We start from the raw sequence: 20,748 nt of genomic DNA, 5'->3' as shown, positions 1-20,748 counted from the left end.
GAGACAGCGCCTGCCCCGCACCACCGCAGGCGACCGGGCCGCGGCCGCCCCACCCCGGGAGGCCGCGGCCCGTTCGCCGTGCCTGCTCCCGCTCCGGGACCGCCCCCGACCCCGACCCCGGCCCCGGCCCCGGCCCCGGCCGACTGGTGCCACGACCCCTGCCACCAGCAGATTCCCGACCGTTCGGCCACCACCCATTGGGGTGAATCAGGGGGTTTTCCGCTTCCCTCCCGGAACCACGCTGTGCAAAGCTTTCATTACCCTCGGTTTACCGAGTCTTGATGGTTCGCCCGGCGGCCCCCGGTGAGACGTCCCGCACCTCGCCCGGAGCCCTGGCGGGCCTGATGGTCAACGCCGGCCGGTGACACCCGCACTCCCCCGCCGCGCCCACGCCATCCCGCCACACCGTCGCGACCCACGACAGCCGATCCGCCCCGGAGCCCCACCCCGGACTCACCGCCGGACCTGACTGCGTTCGCTCCCCCGGACAGACGGGAAGACAATGACCCTCGACATCTCCAGCGCCCCCATCGCCTCCGACACCACCGACCACGCGCCACCGGGCCCGGCCCCCCGGATCCGGTGGGCCCAGGACCTCTCCGCGTCCCTCGTGGTCTTCCTCATCGCCGTGCCGTTCTCCCTCGGCATCGCGCTCGCCACCGGCGCCCCGCTCACCGCCGGCCTGGCCGCCGCGGCCGCGGGCGGGATCCTGGTCGGGCTGTTCGGCGGCACACCGCTCCAGGTCAGCGGCCCCTCGGCGGCGCTGACGGTGATCACCGCCGGGCTGATCGCCCGGTACGGCTGGCAGGCCACCTGCGCCATCACCGTCGCCGCCGGCCTGCTCCAACTCCTCCTCGGCGCACGTCGAGTGGCCCGGACGGCGCTCGCCGTCTCACCCGCGATCGTGCACGGCATGCTGGCCGGGGTCGGGATCACCATCGCGATCGCGCAGCTCCACGTCGTCCTCGGCGGCTCCCCGCAGAGCTCCGCGATCGCCAACATCCTGGCCCTTCCCGGCCAGTTGTCCGGCCCGCACCCGGCCGCGGTGCTGGCCGGCACGGTGACCGCCGCCGTCCTGGTCGGCTGGCCCCGGCTCGGCCGACTCCCCGGCCGTGCCGGCGAGTTCGGCGCCCGGCTGACCAAGGTGCCCGGCCCGCTGGCCGGGGTCGCGCTGGCCACCGCCCTCGTCCTCGCCCTGGACCTGCGGCTCGCCCACATCGAGCTGCCCGCCTGGCGCCCGCAGTCGCTCCTGCCCGCGCTTCCGCACGGCCCGGTTCTCGGGCTGCTCGCCGCCGTCCTCACCGTCACCGCCGTGGCCAGCGTGGAGTCACTGCTGTCCGCCGTCGCGATCGACCGGATGTCCCGGCGGACCGGCGACCTCGACCGCGAACTGCGCGGCCAGGGCCTCGCCAACCTGGTGAGCGGCCTGGTCGGCGGGCTGCCGGTCGCCGGGGGCGCGGTGCGCAGTACCGCCAACGTGCGGGCCGGTGGCCGGACCAGGTGGGCCTCGGTGCTGCACGGCATCTGGGTGCTGGCCGCCGCGCTGGCGCTGACCGGCGGGCTGCGCCACATCCCGCTGGCCGCGCTCGCCGCGCTGGTGCTGGTGGTGGGGCTGCAGATGGTGAGCTTCGCGCACATCCGCAGGGTGCACCGGCACCGCGAGTTCCCCGTCTACCTGATCACCGTGCTCGGTGTGGTGGCCGTCGGCGTGCTGTGGGGCGTCGCGATCGGCGCCGGCACCGCCGTACTGCTCGCGCTCTACCGGCTGACCCGCGCCCACGTGGATGTGGAGACCGGCCCCGATGGGACGGTCACCGTCCGGACGCACGGCCCGCTCACCTTCACCGCCGTACCCCGGCTCAGCCGGGCGCTGGCCGGCATCCCCGCCGGGGCCGGGGTCACGGTGATTCACGACGGCTCCTTCCTGGACCACGCCGCGTACGAGACGCTGCACACCTGGCGGGCCGCGCACCAGGACGCGGGCGGACGGGTCTCGATGGTGACGCGCCGCCAGGACTACGAGGTTCTGGACCCGGACGGCACCGTGCGCGCGGGCAGTTCACCGGGCCCGCACCGGTGCCGGGCCTGGACGCCCTGGGTCGGCCACCACTGCATCGATCAGCAGGAGGACCCGCACGGCCGACTGCTGGACGGCGTCCGGGTGTTCCAGCGGCACACCGCCCCGCTGATCAGGCCGGAACTCGCCCGGCTGGCCCGCGAGGGGCAGGCGCCCTCCCAGCTCTTCCTGACCTGCGCGGACTCCCGGATGGTCACCAGCATGATCACCAATAGCGGCCCGGGCGACCTGTTCACCGTGCGCAACGTGGGCAACCTTGTGCCGGCCCCGCACGAACCCGGAGCGGCCGACGACTCGGTGGCCGCCGCGGTGCAGTACGCGGTCGAGGTGCTGGAGGTCCGCTCGATCACGGTCTGCGGCCACTCCGGCTGCGGCGCGATGAAGGCCCTGCTGGACGGCGTGCACGAGCGCCCCGGGCCGCCCACCCCCCTGGCCCGCTGGTTGCGCAACGGCCGCGGCTCGCTGGACCGGCTCCGACGCGTCCCGGCGGAGTTCGCCGCCCGGCCGGCGGTGGACGTCGTGGAGCAGCTCTGCATCACCAACGTGGTCCAGCAGCTGGACCAGTTGATGGCGAACCCGGCGGTGGAGCGCCGGGTCGAGGAGGGCACCCTGCGGCTGGTCGGGATGTACTTCGACTTCGCGACGGCCCAGGCCTATGTCCTGGACCGGGCCGCCGGGACGTTCAGCCCGATCGAGGCCCGCACCGGCAATCGCACGAACGGAATCGAACACCACGCCGAGAACCCCACCGGAACCGGCCCCGAGGACCGGCCGGACACAGCATCGGCCGAACGGGTGAATGCGGATGATCGGCTTCCGGCCGGGGACGGTGGGGAGGGCCCCCGACTGGCCGCCTGAGAGCCGGGTCCGTGTCCCGCCGGGCGGGCCGGGGCACGGGCCCACCCACCCCCGAACGGCCGTCCGGTCCTCCGCGGTGGATCGGACCGGAACCCGACCGGCCATCGGTCAAAGGTCTACACCAATTCCCAGGAGCCTCTTGTCAACTGCCCCGTTCGCCTGGTGAGCTGTGCGCTGGGACACACGGGACAATCCCCACGCACGGGAACGCCCCCGATCATGACTCGATGAGGAGTGCGCGTTGAGCAACGAGAGCCTGGCCAACCTGCTCAAGGAGGAGCGGCGCTTCGCCCCGCCGGCAGAGCTCGCCGCAGCCGCCAACGTCACCGCGGCCGCGTACGCGCAGGCCTCCGAGGACCGTCTGGGCTTCTGGGCCGAGCAGGCCCGTCGCCTCACCTGGGCCGTCGAGCCGACCGAGACCCTCGACTGGTCCAACCCTCCCTTCGCCAAGTGGTTCGCCGACGGCAAGCTCAATGTCGCGTACAACTGCGTCGACCGCCACGTGGAGAACGGCCTGGGCGACCGGGTCGCGATCCACTTCGAGGGCGAGCCCGGCGACGGCCGTTCGATCACCTACGCCCAGCTCAAGGACGAGGTCTCGCAGGCGGCCAACGCACTGCTGGAGCTCGGTGTCCGCAAGGGCGACCGGGTCGCCGTCTACCTGCCGATGATCGCCGAGGCGGTCGTCGCGATGCTCGCCTGCGCCCGGATCGGCGCCACCCACTCGGTGGTCTTCGGCGGCTTCTCCTCCGACGCCGTCGCCTCCCGCATCCAGGACGCCCAGGCCAAGCTCGTCATCACCGCCGACGGCGGCTACCGCCGGGGCAAGCCCTCCGCCCTGAAGCCGGCCATCGACGAGGCGCTCACCAAGGTCGACGGCGTCGAGCACGTCCTGGTGGTCCGCCGCACCGAGCAGGACGTCCCGTGGACCGAGGGCCGCGACGTCTGGTGGCACGAGATCACCGCGCGCCAGTCCACCGAGCACACCCCCGAGGCGCACGACGCCGAGCACCCGCTGTTCATCCTCTACACCTCGGGCACCACCGGTAAGCCCAAGGGCATCCTGCACACCTCGGGCGGCTACCTCACCCAGGCCAGCTACACCCACCACGCGGTCTTCGACCTCAAGCCGGAGACCGACGTCTACTGGTGCACCGCCGACATCGGCTGGGTCACCGGTCACTCGTACATCGTCTACGGCCCGCTCTCCAACGGCGCCACCCAGGTCATCTACGAGGGCACCCCGGACACCCCGCACCAGGGCCGGTTCTGGGAGATCGTCCAGAAGTACGGCGTGACCATCCTCTACACCGCGCCGACCGCGATCCGCACCTTCATGAAGTGGGGCGACGACATCCCCGCGAAGTTCGACCTGTCCTCGCTGCGGGTGCTGGGCAGCGTCGGCGAGCCGATCAACCCCGAGGCCTGGGTCTGGTACCGCGAGCACATCGGCGGCGGCACCTGTCCGATCGTGGACACCTGGTGGCAGACCGAGACGGGCGCCATCATGATCAGCCCGCTGCCGGGCATCACCGAGACCAAGCCGGGCTCGGCCCAGCGCGGCCTGCCGGGCATCGCGGCCACCGTGGTGGACGACAACGCCGTCGAGGTGCCGAACGGCTCCGGCGGCTACCTGGTGCTCACCGAGCCGTGGCCGTCCATGCTCCGCACCATCTGGGGCGACGACCAGCGCTACATCGACACCTACTGGTCGCGCTTCGAGGGCCGCTACTTCGCCGGCGACGGCGCCAAGAAGGACGAGGACGGGGACATCTGGCTGCTCGGCCGGGTGGACGACGTCATGCTCGTCTCGGGCCACAACATCTCCACCACCGAGGTCGAGTCGGCCCTGGTCGGCCACCCCTCGGTGGCCGAGTCCGCCGTGGTCGGCGCGACCGACGCCACCACCGGCCAGGCCATCGTCGCCTTCGTGATCCTGCGCGGCGGCGTCACCGAGAGCCCCGAGCTGGTCGAGGAGCTGCGGGCGCACGTCGGCCGCACGCTCGGCCCGATCGCCAAGCCGAAGCAGATCAAGGTGGTCGGCGAGCTGCCGAAGACCCGCTCCGGCAAGATCATGCGCCGCCTGCTGCGTGACATCGCCGAGGGCCGCGAGGTCGGTGACACCACCACCCTGGCCGACAGCACGGTGATGAGCCAGATCCAGGCCCAGCTGCCGCCCTCCGACAACGGCAACGGCAACAGCAACGACAACGGCTGAGCGCACGACAACGGCTGAGGCCGCGGCGCCGGCAACCTCCGAGCGCCACTGAGACGACGACTGTGCCCCGGGCGGCGATCACCGCCCGGGGCACAGTCGTCCCGTCGGTCACCCGTTCGGACAGCGAGGCCCGCCCCGGCATCCCGCCTTCTCCCAGCGACCCGGCCGCCGTCCGGTGCCGAGCCGCCGTTCGAGCACGGGGCCGCCCGTCGGGTACGCGGCCGCCGTTCGAGTACAGGCCGCCGTTCCACGTACGGGCCGCTGCTCCCCCGGAGTGCGAAACCAGCCCGCAGGGATTAAGTCCTTTGTTAGGACAATCCGGATGTCACCCAAACGTCCCGCTAGACTATTAAGGACGCATCAAGATCCCTTGACGGGAGTCGCGGGCGTCACAGGGCGCGCCGGGAAGTCTGGTCGGCAACTGCACCACAGGTGTATCCATTGCCGCTCCCAGCCCCAGGAGGTCCCGCGTGACCGACCAGCCGCCTGCCCATGAGCCGACGACCCGCCGCCGGCAGTTCCTCGGCCGGCTGTCACTGCCCGAGCGCACCTTCATCACCGACGCCCTGCGCACCGAGACGGTCGGCGGCATGCTGCTGCTGGGCGCCGCCGTCGTCGCACTGATCTGGGCCAACGCCTGGCCGCAGGCCTACCAGAGCGTGCTCGACTACACCGTCGGCCCCTCCGCCCCGCTCCACCTGAACCTCTCCCTGGCCACCTGGGCCAAGGACGGCCTGCTGGCGATCTTCTTCTTCGTCGCCGGGATCGAGCTCAAACGCGAGTTCGTCGCGGGTGAGCTGCGCACGCCCAGTGCCGCGCTGCTGCCCGTGGTCGCCGCCGTCTGCGGGGTGGCGCTGCCCGCGATCCTCTTCGCCCTGGTGAACTCCGGCAGCGGCGGGCATCCCAGTGGCTGGGCAATCCCGACCGCCACGGACATCGCCTTCGCACTCGGTGTGCTGGCCGTGGTCGGCAGCCACCTGCCGTCCCCGCTGCGTGCCTTCCTGCTCACCCTGGCGGTGGTCGACGACCTGATCGCGATCCTGATCATCGCGATCTTCTACAGCCACGGCATCAAGTTCTGGGCGCTCGGCCTCGCCTTCGTCGGGCTGGCGCTGTTCTGGTTCCTGCACCGGCGCGGCGTCCACGGCTGGTACCTCTTCGTGCCGCTGGCGTTCGTGACCTGGGCGCTGATGCACGAGAGCGGCATCCACGCCACGGTGGCGGGCGTCGCGATGGGCCTGATGCTGCGCTGCCACCGGGAGGGCGACGAGCAGCACTCCCCCGGCGAGCACATCGAGCACCTGGTCCGCCCGCTCTCGGCCGGCCTCGCCGTCCCGCTGTTCGCGCTGTTCTCGGCCGGGGTGGCCGTCTCCGGCCCGAAACTGCGCGAGGTGTTCACCCAGGCCGCCCCGTTGGGCATCGTGATCGGCCTGCTGGTCGGCAAGTCGGTGGGCGTGTTCGGCGGGGCCTGGCTGACCGCCCGGTTCACCAGGGCCGAGCTGAACCCGCGGCTCAAGTGGGCCGACATGGTCGCGGTCTCGGTGCTCGCGGGCATAGGTTTCACCGTCTCGCTGCTGATCAGCGAGCTGGCCTTCCCGGACGACCCGGCGCTCGCCGCCCGGGCCAAGACGGCGGTGCTGGTGGGCTCGGTGCTCTCCGCGGTCGTCGCCACGGTCCTGCTGAAGCTGCGCAACCGGCACTACCGCGAGCTGTGCGAGGAGGAGGACCGGGACGCGGACGGGGATGGCATCCCCGACATCTACCAGGAGAACGACCCGGCCTGGCAGGCCAGGGTCGGCGAGTCGCCCCGCCCGGCGACCGGTGAGGAAGGCGACCCCGGCCCCGGCCACCAGGGTCGGCCCGGCCACACCGACTGAGACGCCCCGGCTGAAGCGCTGCCCGAAGCCCTGGCGGAGGCGCCCGGAGCACCCCCGCCGCCGGGACACATCCCTCCGGCGGGGCCCCGGAGTGGTGTCCGACTGACCGGTAGGGGCATGATTCTGAACTGTCGACAACCCACAGACGCCTCCGGACCCCCAGCGGCCCCGGAACCGCACACCCGCGGCGGCGTCACGCCGCACAGCCGCAGAGGAGAACCGCTGATGCCCGCAGGAGCCGCAGACCCGTCCAGCAACGGCCGGGTGCCCTACGAGGGCGAGCGTTCGGTGGGGCAGCTGTTCGCGGCGGCCACCGCCGACCTGTCCGCGCTGGTCCACGACGAGATCGCGCTCGCCAAGGCCGAGATCCGGGCGGACGTCAAGCGCGGCGTCTCCGGCGGCGTCTCGCTGATCGTCGCCGGTGTGGTGGCGCTGTTCTCCATCCCGATGCTGAGCGCCGCGGCGGCCTTCGGCATCCACGCGCTGGGCCTGTCGCTGGGCTGGTCCTTCCTGGTCGTGGCGGGCGCCTACCTGCTGCTCGCGGTGCTGCTCGGGATGCTGGCCTGGCGCTCGTTCAAGAAGATCGAGAAGCCGGTGCGCACCATCGAGGGCGCCCAGAAGACCGCCGACGTGCTGAAGAACGCCCGGCCGCGGCCGGCCACCCAGGAGGAGATCGACCGGGCGTTCGGCCGCATCCCGTAACCCACCCGGCGCCGGTGACCGGCCCGGGCGGGCGGGGACGGCGCCGCGCCGTGAGCGGAGAGGGCCCGCCGGGGCGGGCTCCGAACCCGCCGACCACGAGTGCCGGGCACGTGTCCGGCGCCGGGATGTGACACGCTCTCGGTATGCCGCTTGACCAGAAGCCCGTGCCCGCGCAGCCGTCCGCCGAATCCGGCCCCGACTCCGGCGCCGGACTCACCCCCGAAGGCCCCGCCGGCCCCGAAGACCCCGGCGCCGCCCCCGGGGGCACCGGCCCGGCACCCGCGCGGAAGCCTGGGCGGGAGAGCGGGCGGGGGACCGGTCGGGAAGCCTTCGCGGCGGCCTCCTCCGGGGCCCCGGCCGCGGGCGACGCGGAGCCCTGGAGCATCCGGCAGGCCGGCCCGTGGACGCACCGCGACCTCGCGGCCAACGGCGCCCGCTTCCACATCGCCGAGCTGGGCTCCGGCCCGCTGGTGCTGCTGGTGCACGGCTGGCCCGAGTACTGGTGGGCCTGGCGCCACCAGCTGACCGCGCTCGCCGAGGCCGGCTACCGGGCGGTGGCGCTCGACCTGCGCGGCATCGGCGGCAGCGACCGCACCCCGCGCGGGTACGACCCGGGCAACCTCGCCCTGGACATCACCGGGGTGATCCGCTCGCTCGGCGAGCGCCGGGCGCACCTGGTCGGGCACGCCTCCGGCGGCACCCTGGCCTGGGTGGCGGCCGTGATGCGGCCGTCCGTCATCCAGAGCCTCACCGTGGTCTCCGCCGCGCATCCGCGGGACCTGCGTCGGGCGCTGCTGACCGACCGCCGGCAGTTCGCCGCCTTCGAGCACGTGCTGGGTTTCCAGCGGCCGTGGATACCGGAGCGCCGCCTGGTCGCCGACGACGCCGAGCAGGTCGGCCGCTACCTGACCTCGTGGACCGGTCCGAACGGCCTGGACGAGGCCGCGCTGCACGCGTACCGACAGGCGATCCAGATCCCCAGCACGGCGCACTGCTCGATCGAACCGTACCGCTGGCTGCTGCGCTCCTTGGCCCGGCCGGACGGCATCCAGTTCGCCCGGCGGATGAAGAAGCCGATCACCGCGCCGACCCTGCACGTTCAGGGCGCCGCGGACCCGGTGCTGCTGTCGCACACCGCGCTCGGCGGCGGCGAGTACGTGGCGGCGCCGTACCGCTGGCGGCTGCTGCCGGACGTCGGGCACTTCCCGCACGAGGAGGCGCCGGAGGAGTTCACCGCCGAGCTGCTGGACTGGGTCGGCCGCCACAAGGAGTGACCCCGGACGCGACCGGACGCCACCGCACGGGCGCGCGGAACCGGGGATCCCGTACGCGGCCGGACGCGGCCGGACGCGGCCGTACGTGCGGTCGGACGCTCGGCCGACCGGGAGGGCTCTCGGGCCCAACTCCCTTATGTTGACGCTCATATGACAACCGCATAGGCCAATTTCGGCGAGGCCCGGGCGGTTACCTCCACCGGCCCAGGGGCATCCATTCCGGTATGAGTTGGATGCCCGAAAGCGGCGGCGCCCCGCGCGGCCGACGTCACAACAGCCCCCAGCGCTCCGCCCACCGACCCGACCGGGCGGACGACCTCGGCTTCGACGGCCCCGATGGCCGCCGGCGCACGGAGCGGCGGCAGCTCGGCATCCCCCGCATCCTCGGCCGGCGCGCCCGCTGGGTGGGAGCACGGCTGCGGCGCGAGACCTGAGGCCCCGCGCCGCATCGCATCGGCCGGCACACCAAGCACCAGTACGCCGAACACCGGCACGCCGAACACCGGCACGCCGAGCACCGGTGCGCCCGGTGCCGGGCGGCCAGTGCCGGCCGCCCGGCACGGCCCGTTCAGTTCACGATCGTCGGCGACAGCGCGGTGAACCAGAGCAGGACGAAGGTCGCCACCGACATGATCGGCACCAGCACCTTGGTCTCGACGCTGTTGCCGCTGCGCTTGATCAGCACGACCTCGTAGCGCTCCTTGTGCGGCCAGAGCAGCGGTGCGCCCTTCTTGGTCAGGCAGTCGCCGAGCAGGTGCGCCAGCGTGCCCAGCGCCACCGCGTACGGCAGCCAGCCGGGCGAGTTGGGCATCCAGGTGTTCATCCCGAAGGTGCCGAGCGCGGCCAGGCCGATGACGGTGATCCAGGCCTCCGGTCCGTCGCCCGGCGGGCAGAGCCGCAGGGCCCGGATCGCGAGCGCCAGCAGGAAGAAGGTCAGTCCGAGGGTGAAGTTGCGCCCCAGGTAGGTGACCCCGGCCCAGGTGCCGGCGCCCATCAGCGCGACGAACAGCAGCGAGTGGGTGGCGTGCCGGTGGCCGCCGGAGATCCAGGCCACGAAGCGGCAGAGCACCTTGGAGACGGGGCCGAGGAAGTTGGCGATCGAGCCGTCGTGGTGGTCGAGGTCCGGCAGCAGGGCCGCGCCCGCGCACAGCACCGTGCCCATCAGTATGTCCGCCGGCTGCAGGGTGGTGTGCAGGAGCAGCGGGGGCAGGAAGGGAGCCGAGGCCGCGTACAGCATCGCCCCGCTCACCGCGTGCGAGTGACCCATCATCGGACTGCCACGACCTCTCGTCGGGCCCACGCCGGGACGGCGCCCGGTTGAGCCGAACGGGTGAGCGCGGCCGAGGCTACCAGGGCTGCCTGACGGGGCGACGGATATCGGACGGACCGGCCCGGCGCGCCCTTCCCGGCCACAGCCCGACCCCGGCCCGACCCCGGCCCGACCTCAGCCCCAACCCAACCCCACTCCGCCCCCGCCCCCGCGCCCGCCGGCACCCGTCAGAGCGCGCACCCCTGGGTGTCCGCCCGGCCGGTCGAGGCGCCGCCCTGCTCGACGTCCTCGCGTACCTCGGCCGCGGTCAGCACGTAGCCGGTGTCCGCGCTGTCCAGCGACTTGGCGAAGACCACGCCGTACACCTCGCCGTCCGGGGTGAGCAGCGGGCCGCCGCTGTTGCCCTGGCGGACCACCGAGCGCACCGAGTAGACGTCGCGGACCACCTGGCCGCGGTGGTAGATGTCCGGGCCGTTGGCCTGGATCCGGCCGCGGATGCGGGCCGGCTGGACGTTGAAGGCCCCGTTCTCCGGGAAGCCGGCCACGATCGCGCTGTCGTTGGTCTTCGCCTCGCCGGCGAAGGTCAGTGCGGGCGCGTTCAGCTTGGGCACGTCCAGGACGGCGATGTCGCGCTGCCAGTCGTAGCGGACCACCGTCGCGTCGTACAGCTGGCCGACCCCGCCGATCTGCACGGTCGGCTCGTTGACCCCGCCGACCACGTGGGCGTTGGTCATCACCCGGTGCGGGGCGAAGACGAAGCCGCTGCCCTCCAGGGTCTTGCCGCAGGAGGTCGCCGTGCCGACCACCTTGACCAGGCTCTGCCGGGCCCGCGTCACCGCCGGGTTGTTGGCCAGCGCCGGGTCGGGGGTGTCGACCTGGGTGATCGGCTCGTGCTCGAAGGGGTTGAAGACCTGCGGGAAGCCGTTGCGGGCGAGCACCTTGGAGAAGTCCGAGAACCAGTTCGGCGCGTCGCCGGGCAGCGCGTTCTGCACCCCGCCGAGGACCGCCGAGGAGCGCACCTGCTTGGAGACCGTCGGCAGCGACGCCCCTGCCAGCGCCGAACCGATCAGCCAGGCCACCAGCAGCATCGAGACGACGTTCACCACCGCGCCGCCGCTCGCGTCCAGCACCCGGGCCGGGCGGCGCCCGATGTGTCCGCGCAGCTTCCAGCCGAAGTGCGCGGTGATCGCCTGGCCGATCGCGGCGAGGACGATCACCACCACGACGGCCACCACCGAGGCCGTGGTGCCCGGGCCGATGTGGTCGAGCACCAGCAGCGGCAGCAGCTCGACCGCGAGCAGGCCGCCGCCGAGGAAGCCGACCAACGAGAGCACGCCGACCACGAAGCCCTGCCGATAGCCCGACACGGCGAATGCCACGGCCGCGGCGATCAGCAGCACATCCAGGACGTTCACTCGGACACCCTCCCACGGTCCGCGCGCCGCACGCGCCGACGTCCGGTCACGAAGCGTCGGCGTCGCCGCCCGGCAGCACCCGGGAGTGTTCGAGGTCTCCCTGGACCAGGGCCAGTGCGTCGTCCGAGAGGTCGACGATCCGGGACGGGTCCCAGGGCAGCTCCAGGCCGCCGTGGTGCAGCACCCGGTCGATCACCCCGGCGGTGAAGCCCCAGACCAGCCGCCCGGCGACCGCGAAGGCCGGCCCGATGTGCCCCGACGGGTGGCGCAGCCGCACCCGGTTCGCCGGGTCGGCCAGCTCCGTGATCGTGACCCGGAACACCGCGCCGGTCTCGGCCGCATCCACCGGGCGCACCGGCGTCTCCTCGCGCCACCAGCCGAGCACCGGGGTCACCACGAAGCTGCTCACCGGGATGTACAGCCGGGGCAGCTCCGCGAACACCTGCACCCCGGCCGGGTCCAGGCCGGTCTCCTCCCAGGCTTCGCGCAGCGCCGCCGCGATCGGGCCCGGGCCGTTCGGGTCGCCGTCCTCCGGGTCCAGCACGCCGCCGGGGAAGGACGGCTGGCCGGCGTGCGAGCGCAACGAGCGGGCCCGCTCGATCAGCAGCAGGTCCGGACCTTCCGGTCCCTCGCCGAACAGCATCAGCACGGCCGCCGGCCGGCCGCCCTCGGCCGGTGGCAGGAAGCGGCTCAGCTGCTCCGGCAGCACCCGCTCGGCCGCCTCCCGGACCGGTTCCAGCCAGCCCGGCAGCCCGTCCGGCTCGATGCCCCGGGCGACTCCCCCGGCCTCCGGCCCGGGGTGGCCCCACCGCCCGCTCATGCGTCCACCGCCAGGTCCGCGACGTGCCCGTGGTGGCCGGCGGCGTCCGCGCGGGCGGCCGCCTCGCCGGGGAAGTCGGCCGGCGGCCGGAGCCGCTGCCCGGGCCGGCCGCCCATCTCGTACTTCAACAGCTTGCGTGCCTTCTCCGGGTCGGTCTCCCCCTCGCCGTACGAGGGGCAGAGCGGCGCGATCGGGCAGGCGCCGCAGGCGGGCTTCTGGGAGTGGCAGATCCGGCGGCCGTGGAAGACCACCCGGTGCGAGAGCATCGTCCACTCCGACTTCGGGAAGATCTCGGCGACGGCCGCCTCGACCTTCACCGGGTCCTCCTCGGTGGTCCAGCCGAACCGCCGGACCAGGCGTCCGAAGTGGGTGTCCACCGTGATGCCGGGGACCCCGAAGGCGTTGCCGAGGACGACATTGGCGGTCTTGCGGCCGACGCCGGGCAGGGTCACCAGGTCGGCCAGCCGGCCGGGGACCTCGCCGCCGAACTCGTCGCGCAGCGCTATCGAGAGGCCCAGGAGCGACTTCGCCTTGTTCCGGAAGAAGCCGGTAGGGCGGATGATCTCCTCCAGCTCCTCCGGGTTCGCCGCCGCCATGTCCTCCGGCGTCGGGTACTTCGCGAACAGCGCCGGGGTGGTCTGGTTCACCCGCAGGTCGGTGGTCTGCGCCGACAGCACGGTGGCCACCAGCAGTTGGAACGGGTTCTCGAAGTCCAGCTCCGGATGCGCGTACGGGTACAACTCCGCCAGCTCGCGGTTGATCCGCCGGGCCCGCCGCACCATCGCCAGGCGCGATTCCGGCTTCCTCGGCTTCACCGCCGCCTTCTTCACCGCCGCCTTCTTCACCGCCGCCTTCTTCGCCACCGGCTCCTGCGCCGCGGCCTTCCGGACCTTGCTCTCTGCCATGCACGAAGGCTACGCCGACCGGCGGACCGCTCGCGGCCGATCAAGCACGGAAACCGGTCCTGGCAAGGCCTGTTGTCTAATGAAGTCCGCCCGTGGCCGTCACCTGACAGGGGGAGAGTACGGATGATCAGGGTCCTGCTGGCAGAGGACATGAGCATGGTGCGCGGCGCGCTGGTGGCCCTCCTCGCGTACGAGGAGGACCTGGAGGTCGTCGCCGACGTGGAGCGCGGGGACCTGGTGGTGCCGACCGCCCTGGAGGTGCGCCCGGACGTCGCGGTGCTCGACATCGACCTGCCCGGACTGGACGGGCTGCGGGCGGCGGCCGAACTGCACGAGAAGCTCCCCGGCTGCCGGACGCTGGTCCTCACCGGACTGGTGCGACCCGCCCACCTGCGCGCCGCGTTCTCCGCCCGCGCGCTCGGCTTCCTCGGGAAGGACGCCCCGGCGCAGGAGCTGGCGGCGGCGATCCGCAAGGTGGCCGCCGGCGAGCGCGTCGTCGACCCGGAGCTGGCGCTGGCCGCCCTGGACACCCGGGAGAGCCCGCTGACGCCCCGGGAGTCGGAGGTCCTGCGGCTCGCGGCGCAGGGGGACTCCGCCACCGAGATCGCCGGCCGGCTGTTCATCTCCACGGGCACCGCGCGCAACCACCTGGCCGCCGCGGTGGCCAAGACCGGGGGCCGCGGCCGGGTCGACGCGATCCGGATCGCCGAGGAGATGGGCTGGCTGCCGACGGCGTAGCCCCCGGCACTCCCCGCGCGCCGCGCCGCGCGCTTTCGACGACCGGCGCCCCAACACCCCGGCAGGACGGCCCCGCCGGTTCGACGGACCGTGCGTTTCGCATGGATCCGCCCGTGGACGGCCCACGGAGCGTCTCAACGAGGCCTCCCTTCGTCGACGAACCAAAATCCGGCCGATGCCCCCGGAGCTAGGCTCGCGATGTCATCGAGGGCGAACCACCCGGGGGGTCGAGCCGCGTGTTGAAGCTGGCCTGGCGAACGGTGCGGGCCCGGAAGGCGGGCTTCGCCGGCGCCTTCACCGCGCTCGTCTGCGCCCTGGTCCTGACCGTCGCCTGCGGGGTCCTGCTGGAGTCCGCCCTGCGCGCGGGCACCCCCACCGAGCGCTACGCCGGTGCCCCGGTGGTGGTCGGCGACGGCACCCGCATCCCGGACGCCGGACCGCTGACCGCGGAACTCGCCCGGCTGCCCGGCGTCACGGCCGCCGTCCCGGAGGTCTCCTTCCCGGCGGCCGTGGTCACCGCCTCCGGGCAGGTCCTCACCGGACCGCACGGCGGCCCCTCACTCGGGCACTCCTGGACGAGCGCCGCCCTCACCCCTTTCCGGCTGACCGCCGGCCACGCCCCGACCGGGCCGGACGAGGTGGTCCTCGACACCGCGACGGCCGGCCGCGCCGGGATCACGGTCGGCGGCACCGTACAGCTGGCCACCACCGAGGCGCCGCGCGGCTACACCGTGGCCGGACTGGCTGCGGCACCGCAGGAGTTGGGCCGTCAGAGCGCGCTCTTCCTCAGCCCCGGGCAGGCCGCCCGGCTCGCCGGGACGGCGGCCGGCGCGGACGCGATCGGGCTCACCGTGCGGGAGGGGACCGACCTGCGGGCACCGGCCGAACAGGCCCGGCGGGTACTCGCCGCGGCACGGGACCGCGCCGGCGCGCCGGACTGGTCCGGACCCCGGGTGCACACCGGCGACGAGCGGGGCGAGCTGGAGTTCTCCGGCGCTCCCGGGCCCGGCGACGGCCTCTCCTCGCTGGCCGGGACGACGGGCGTGCTGTCGCTGTTCGTCGCGGCCTTCGTGGTCGCGGGGGCGCTCGCGCTCTCCGTCCAGCAGCGGCTGCGCGAGATGGCCCTGCTGCGGGCGGTCGGCGCCACCACCGGGCAGGTGCGGCGGATGATCGCCCTGGAGACGCTGGTGCTGACCCTCGCGGCCGCGGTCGTCGGCCTCCCCGCCGGGACCGGCCTCGCCGCGCTGCTGCGGGGCGAACTGGTCGACCGCGGGGTGGTCGGCCCGGACGTGCCGCTGCACATCGGGCCGACCGCCCCGCTGATCGTCCTCGGCGGCGTCGTCGTCACCGCGCAGCTGGCCGTCGCGGCCGCCGCGCGCCGGGCCTCCCGGGTCGAGCCCACCCGGGCGCTGCGCGACGCCTCGGCGCCGCCGCCCGGCATCGGCCGGATCCGGACCGGGCTCGGGCTCGTGACGCTCGCCGGGTCCGGCGCGGTGCTGGCCGACTCGACCGACGGCCACCGCGGGGCGGGGACGGCCGAGAGCATGGTGCTGGTGCTGCTGCTCGGGGTGGCCCTGCTCGGACCGCTGATCGGCCGGGTCGCGAGCGTGGCGATCGGCGGGCCGGTGGGCCGGCTCTTCCCGGCAACCGGCTTCCTCGCCTCGGCCGCGCTGCGGGCCCGGCCGCGCCGCTTCGCCGCCACCGTCACCCCGCTGGTGCTGGCGGTGGCCTTCACCGGCACGGTGCTGTTCGTCCCGGTGGTCAAGGCCCGGGCCACCGCGGCCGAGGACGGCCGACGGCTGCTGGCCGACCACGTGGTCCAGGCCGTCGGGATCGGCCTGCCGCCGGAATTCACCGCCGCGGTACGGCGGTTGCCGGGCGTCGCGGCGGCCGACGGCACGGTCTCCACGACCGTCCGAGCCTCCGCCGGGGACGTCGACCAGTACGGGCTGAACGCCCGGATCGTCGAGCCGCAGGGGCTGGCGGAGCTGGTCGACCCGGGGGTGACGGCCGGCTCGCTGGACGGGCTGCGCGACGCGGGCATCGCGCTGGGGCAGGGGACGGCCGCCGCACTCAAGGCCGGCGTCGGCACCACCGTCCGGATCGAATGGCCGGACGGCACCGGCAGCACCGCGACGGTGGCCGCCGTGTACGACCGCGACGCGCGGTTCGCGGACGCCCTGCTGCCCGCCCCCTTCGCCGCCGTCCACGCCCCGGACCCGCTCACCCCGACCGTCCTGGTCCGTACCGCCCCCGGAACCGACCCGCGGCAGGTCGGCCGGGAACTCCACGACCTCACCGCGGCCTACCCGATGGCCCGGGTCGGCGACCGGGCCGAGTACGACGCGGCCCGCCGGCAGCGGCAGGAGTCCGCCACCGCGGTCGGACGGCTGCTGCTCGGCATGATCGGCCTGTTCACCGCGATCGCCGTGGTCAACACCCTGGTGATGGCCACCGGCGAGCGGCGGCGCGAGTTCGCGCTGCTGCGGCTGGTGGGCACCACGCGGCCGCAGGTGCTGCGGATGGCGGCCTGGGAGGGCGGGATCACGGTCGCGGTGGCCCTTGCCCTCGGCGCGGCGGTCACCGCCGCCGTCCTGGTCCCGGTCAGCCTGGCGCTCACCGGGACGGCCTGGCCCGCGCCGCCCGGGAGTTGGGTGGCCGCGGTGCTGGGCGGGGCGGCGCTGCTGGGGATGGGCACCGTCCTGCTGACCACCCAGCTGGCGCTGCGCCGGAAGCCGGTCGAGACGATGGGGACGTGCGAGTAGCGGCCCCGGGCCCGGTCAGGCGGCGCGGGCGGCCTCCCGGGCGGGCTCGGCCGCGACGACGGCCGTGAGGTGGAACCAGCCCGCTCCGTCCCGCTCGGCGGTCAGCCGGCCGCCGACGGCCCGCAGCCGCTCGGTGAGGTTCCCGATGCCGTGGCCGCCGCCCTCCTCGCGCGGTGCACCGCCCGGTTCGCGTGCCGGAGCACCGCCCGGCTCACCCGGAGCACCATCCGGCTCGCGCGGCGCGCCGTCGTTGGAGACCACCAGGCGCACCGTGCCGAACTCGTCCCGGGCGGCCCGGATCCCGCAGCGCCGGGCCGCGCTGTGCCGCAGCAGATTGGTGACCGCCTCGCGCAGCACGGTGGCCAGCACCGCGTCGAGTTCGGGCCGAAGCCCCTCGCAGCCCAGTTCGGCCTCGACCCTGATCCCGGCCGCCCGCAGCGCCGAGACCGCCGAACACGCCTCCCGCGCCAGGGACATCCCGAGGTCGCCGCTGGGGAGCCGGCGGGTGTCCGCCATCGCCTGCCGCACCAGTGCCAGCACCTCGGCGATCTCCGCGCGGGCGCGTTCCGGCTCGTCCGCGGCCAGCCGTTCGGCGAGCTGGCACCTCAGCGCCGCCACCGAGAGGCTGGGGCCGAGCAGGTCGTGCAGGTCGCGCGCGAAACGCAGCCGCTCCCGGTCCACCGCGAGCTCGGCCAGCTCGGTCCGGGCCGCCCTCAATTCGGCTGTCAGATCGGCGAGTCGGGCCACCCCGTAGACCACGATGCCGCCCACGGCGGTGGACACCGACGCATTGACGCACTGGCCGGGGTTCCCGCCCAGCGCCGCGCAGAGCGGGTACTGGGCGGCCACCAGTGCGACGAACAGCACCCAGGAACGCGGCAGTGCGACGGTCAGCAGCACCGAACCGGCGAACGACCCGGGGATGCCGACCCACGCCCCGTCGAAGAACAGGAACGGCAGGTAGGTGAGCACCCCGTGGACGACCAGGCTCCACGGCCACCAGCGCCGCGCCAGACGCCACGGACCGGCGTGCCCGATCTGCAGGCCGAGCAGGACCAGCAGCAGTGCGGCGGCGGGCAGTTGGTAGGCCAGGCCGTCGTGGCTGCGGACCGTGGCCACCACCGAGGCGGCGCAGAAGCCGACGGCGACCATGACCACGATGCCCCGGGTGAGTCGCGCGAGCGGGTCACCGGAGCTGCCAAAGCCGCCGGAGCTGTCGGGGCTGTCGGGGCTGCCGAATCCGCCGGGGCGCTTCGGACGGGAGCGATCGGCGTCGGTTCGGTCCGCGCTGTGGCCCAAGGGGAACTCCCGGTAGACGGCTCGACACACCGCGCGCCCAGCGGGAGCCCGCCGCGCACCCGGCGCCCCCGTACGCCCGTACCACGAGCATAGTTTCCAGCCGGAGCAACACCGTTGACGCTCCGCCACGGTTCGCCGGCTCAGGCCGGGGTGCGGCCGATCGTCCCCTCAAGGCTGTTCAGCAGGCCGCTGAGGGCCTCGGCGAGCCGGTCCTGCTCGGCCGGGGTGAGTCCGGCCAGCAGGGCGCGGTCGTGGGCGACGAGCTCCTGGATCAGACCGTCCACCAGCGTCCGGCCCTCCTCGGTGAGCGCGAGGTGGGCGACCCGGCGGTCCCGGTCGTCGGTGCGGCGGCTGACCAGGCCGCGCTCCTCCAGCAGCCGCAGGCGCTTGGTGACGGCGGCCCCGGAGGCGAAGCTCTCCCGGGCCAGCTGGGTGGGGGTCAGCTCTCGGTCGAGGCGGCGCAGGGCGCCGAGGATGTCGAACTCGGCACGGGTGAGGCCGGCCCGGGTGAGCGGGTCGGGGGTCTGCTGGAGCAGCGCGGCGCAGCGGTTGATCCGGCCGAGGACGGCGATCGGACCGGTGTCCAGCCCCGGGTAGGCCCGCTCCCACTGGCGCAGCACACCTGCGACGACGTCCTCCACGTGTGCTGCTCCCGTTCTGCGGCCTGCCGATCGGCTTCGATCCTAGGGCGTGCCGATCACGGCCCCGGCCGTGCCCGTCGCGGCCCGGGCCGTGTCCGGCAGGGTCGGGCCGGGATCGGGCACGCCGCCGCGGCCGCGGTGTTCCAGCAGCGCGGCCAGCAGGCGGTGGGCCTGCTGCTCGGTGGCGGTGGCGCGCTGGTGCGGGAGGGCGGGTCGGCGCCACTCGCCGGCGGCGGTGTCGGTGGCCTCGCGCAGTTCCAGCAGGGCCGCGGCGAGGCCGGTTCGGGCGGCGAGGGCGTCCGGGGTGCTCGCGGCGAGGGCGCCCGCGACGGCCCGGACCCCCGGGACGGGCGAGGCGGGCGAGGCGGGCGAGGCGGGCGAGGCGGGCGAGGCGGCGCGGACGGCGGCCGACGCGCGGTGGCCGGCCGCTTCCGCTCCGGCGAGCGCGCGGGTCAGCCGGGCGGCGGCGCGGCGGTTGGTGACCAGCAGGCAGGCCGCGAGGCCGGCGAGCGCCCCGACGCAGGTGTCCAGCCAGCGGTCGGCGATCAGCGCCCCGGCCGGCTGCGGGCCCGCGAACTCCGTCATCAGCAGCGCCATCGGGGTCACGAAGACCGTCGCCAGCCAGTAGCTGCGGGCGATCGTCGCCTCCGCCCCCAACTGGCAGACCAGCCCGAGCCCGATCATCGCCACCGGGCCGGTGTGCGCGACGGGCAGCGCGGCGGTGAACAGCAGCAGGCCGAGCAGGTTGCCCAGCACCCGCTGCAGCGCGCGCTGCCAGGACAGCGCGCTGTTGGCCTGGAACACCGAGGCCGCGGTGACCACCGCCCAGTACGGCCGGCCGACGCCGAGCGCCAGCGAGATCCACCCGGCACCGGCGCAGCCGACGGCGACCCGCAGCGCGATCGGCAGCAGCGCCGAGCCGGGCCGCAGCGCCCGCCGGAGCGGCGGCCGGGGGCCGGGACGGCGGGCGGAAGGCTCGGCCGCCTCCGCCTCGGTGAGGTCGAGCGTCGGCAGCGGGCGGCCGCGCCGCAGGTCGCGGGCCAGGTCGAGGTACCGCGCGGCGTCCTCGGGCCGGGCCGGTCCGGCCAGTGCGGCCTCCGCGCGCACCAGCAGCCGCTCGGGCGCGTCGCCGAGGGCGCGCCGCCGGGACGGGGTGGAGAGTGCGAGGCTCTGCCAGGCCGCCTCGACCGCGCCGACCAGGGCGGTTCGGGCGGCGGCGTCCGGGCGGCCGGGCCCGGTCCGCAGCAGCCGGGCGGCGGCCTCCAGGGCGCGGGCGGTGGCGATCCGCTCGGGCCCGTACGGGCGCACCAGGGCCGGGGCCATGCAGACCAGCCAGGCCAGCGCGGCGCCGAGCGCGGTGAGCGCCAGGTGCGGCGGGACCTCGGCGAGCCGTTGCGGGAGGAAGGCGCAGCTGGCGGAGGTGAAAGTGATGATCAGACTGCCGGGCGGGCCGATCCGGGCGGCGTCGCAGAGCAGCTTGTGCAGGGCGGCGAGCACCGCCGCCACCGCGACCAGGACGGCGGCGTCGCGGGTCAGTGCGGCGGCGGTGAGGGCGGCGCCGGTGCTGAGCACGGTGCCGAGCAGCACGCCGGCCAGCGTCCGGGCCCGGGCCCGGTAGGGCAGGCCGTGCCCGTACAGCGCACCCAGGCCGCCGGCCGAGGTGTAGAGGGCGAGGTCGAGCCGGCCGAGGCCGAGCAGGGTGAGGTTGAGCGCGCCGAGGGTGACCACGGCGCAGAGCGCGGGCTTGTGCCAGCCGTCCCCGGCCGGACCGACCCGAAGTGCCTGGCGGAACTGGGCGGTTGTGACCATGCAAAAAGGTTAGCAGGTAATTTACCCGTGAAACATATGCGCTCGGACACCTCGCCACAGGGGTCCGGAGGGTCCGGAAG

The 20,748-nt window shown here is 74.5% G+C and carries 15 protein-coding genes; 8 read left to right on the top strand and 7 right to left on the bottom strand.

Features of this window, described 5'->3' with window-relative positions:
- The first annotated feature begins 502 nt into the window (after positions 1-502).
- From ACWGJO_RS20220 to ACWGJO_RS20195, 6 genes are all read left to right on the top strand, one after another.
- Positions 503-2,935, top strand: a complete 2,433-nt coding sequence (locus ACWGJO_RS20220) for a SulP family inorganic anion transporter (protein ID WP_452185523.1) — start codon at positions 503-505, stop codon at positions 2,933-2,935.
- Positions 2,936-3,176: 241 nt separating this feature from the next.
- Positions 3,177-5,153 carry an acetate--CoA ligase gene (acs, locus tag ACWGJO_RS20215; RefSeq protein ID WP_452185521.1) on the top strand — a complete coding sequence of 659 codons (1,977 nt, stop codon included), beginning with the start codon at positions 3,177-3,179 and terminating at the stop codon, positions 5,151-5,153.
- 470 nt (positions 5,154-5,623) lie between these two features.
- On the top strand, positions 5,624-7,030 hold the full coding sequence (nhaA, locus tag ACWGJO_RS20210; RefSeq protein WP_452185520.1) for a Na+/H+ antiporter NhaA: 1,407 nt from the start codon (positions 5,624-5,626) through the stop codon (positions 7,028-7,030).
- Positions 7,031-7,255: 225 nt separating this feature from the next.
- Positions 7,256-7,732, top strand: a complete 477-nt coding sequence (locus ACWGJO_RS20205; protein ID WP_359902000.1) for a phage holin family protein — start codon at positions 7,256-7,258, stop codon at positions 7,730-7,732.
- Between the two features lie 143 nt (positions 7,733-7,875).
- Positions 7,876-9,006, top strand: coding sequence for an alpha/beta fold hydrolase (locus ACWGJO_RS20200; protein ID WP_452185518.1), 1,131 nt, complete (start codon positions 7,876-7,878; stop codon positions 9,004-9,006).
- A gap of 224 nt (positions 9,007-9,230) precedes the next feature.
- The gene (locus ACWGJO_RS20195; RefSeq protein ID WP_359901994.1) at positions 9,231-9,440 is read left to right on the top strand and encodes a hypothetical protein; all 210 of its coding nucleotides are present in this window, start codon (positions 9,231-9,233) and stop codon (positions 9,438-9,440) included.
- 134 nt (positions 9,441-9,574) lie between these two features.
- Here ACWGJO_RS20195 and ACWGJO_RS20190 read toward each other — a convergent pair whose 3' ends face one another.
- The 4 genes from ACWGJO_RS20190 to nth all read right to left on the bottom strand — a co-directional run bounded on the left by ACWGJO_RS20190 (position 9,575) and on the right by nth (position 13,416).
- The gene (locus tag ACWGJO_RS20190; RefSeq protein ID WP_359901991.1) at positions 9,575-10,276 is read right to left on the bottom strand and encodes a metal-dependent hydrolase; all 702 of its coding nucleotides are present in this window, start codon (positions 10,274-10,276) and stop codon (positions 9,575-9,577) included.
- A 227-nt stretch (positions 10,277-10,503) separates the two neighbouring features.
- Positions 10,504-11,691, bottom strand: coding sequence for a MarP family serine protease (locus ACWGJO_RS20185; RefSeq protein ID WP_452185517.1), 1,188 nt, complete (start codon positions 11,689-11,691; stop codon positions 10,504-10,506).
- 46 nt (positions 11,692-11,737) lie between these two features.
- Positions 11,738-12,511, bottom strand: a complete 774-nt coding sequence (locus tag ACWGJO_RS20180; protein WP_387688944.1) for an NUDIX hydrolase — start codon at positions 12,509-12,511, stop codon at positions 11,738-11,740.
- The gene (gene nth / locus ACWGJO_RS20175; protein ID WP_452185514.1) at positions 12,508-13,416 is read right to left on the bottom strand and encodes an endonuclease III; all 909 of its coding nucleotides are present in this window, start codon (positions 13,414-13,416) and stop codon (positions 12,508-12,510) included. Before nth ends, ACWGJO_RS20180 begins: the two co-directional genes overlap by 4 nt.
- A gap of 123 nt (positions 13,417-13,539) precedes the next feature.
- On the opposite strand from nth, the gene ACWGJO_RS20170 reads away from it, so the two are divergent.
- Together ACWGJO_RS20170 and ACWGJO_RS20165 are read left to right on the top strand one after the other, a co-directional pair.
- Complete coding sequence (locus tag ACWGJO_RS20170; RefSeq protein WP_452185513.1) at positions 13,540-14,154, top strand: response regulator; 615 nt, start codon at positions 13,540-13,542, stop codon at positions 14,152-14,154.
- 236 nt (positions 14,155-14,390) lie between these two features.
- Positions 14,391-16,919, top strand: coding sequence for an FtsX-like permease family protein (locus ACWGJO_RS20165; protein WP_452185511.1), 2,529 nt, complete (start codon positions 14,391-14,393; stop codon positions 16,917-16,919).
- A 15-nt stretch (positions 16,920-16,934) separates the two neighbouring features.
- On the opposite strand, the gene ACWGJO_RS20160 is transcribed toward ACWGJO_RS20165, so the two are convergent.
- From ACWGJO_RS20160 to ACWGJO_RS20150, 3 genes are all read right to left on the bottom strand, one after another.
- Positions 16,935-18,218, bottom strand: coding sequence for a sensor histidine kinase (locus tag ACWGJO_RS20160; RefSeq protein ID WP_452185509.1), 1,284 nt, complete (start codon positions 18,216-18,218; stop codon positions 16,935-16,937).
- A gap of 140 nt (positions 18,219-18,358) precedes the next feature.
- Positions 18,359-18,859 (bottom strand): MarR family winged helix-turn-helix transcriptional regulator, encoded by a 501-nt coding sequence (locus ACWGJO_RS20155; RefSeq protein WP_452185507.1) that lies wholly within the window; start codon positions 18,857-18,859, stop codon positions 18,359-18,361.
- 42 nt (positions 18,860-18,901) lie between these two features.
- On the bottom strand, positions 18,902-20,668 hold the full coding sequence (locus ACWGJO_RS20150) for an FUSC family protein (RefSeq protein ID WP_452185505.1): 1,767 nt from the start codon (positions 20,666-20,668) through the stop codon (positions 18,902-18,904).
- Positions 20,669-20,748 lie beyond the last annotated feature (80 nt).

This window comes from Kitasatospora sp. NPDC054795 (assembly GCF_053611565.1).
This window is presented reverse-complemented; position numbering and strand designations above follow the sequence as displayed.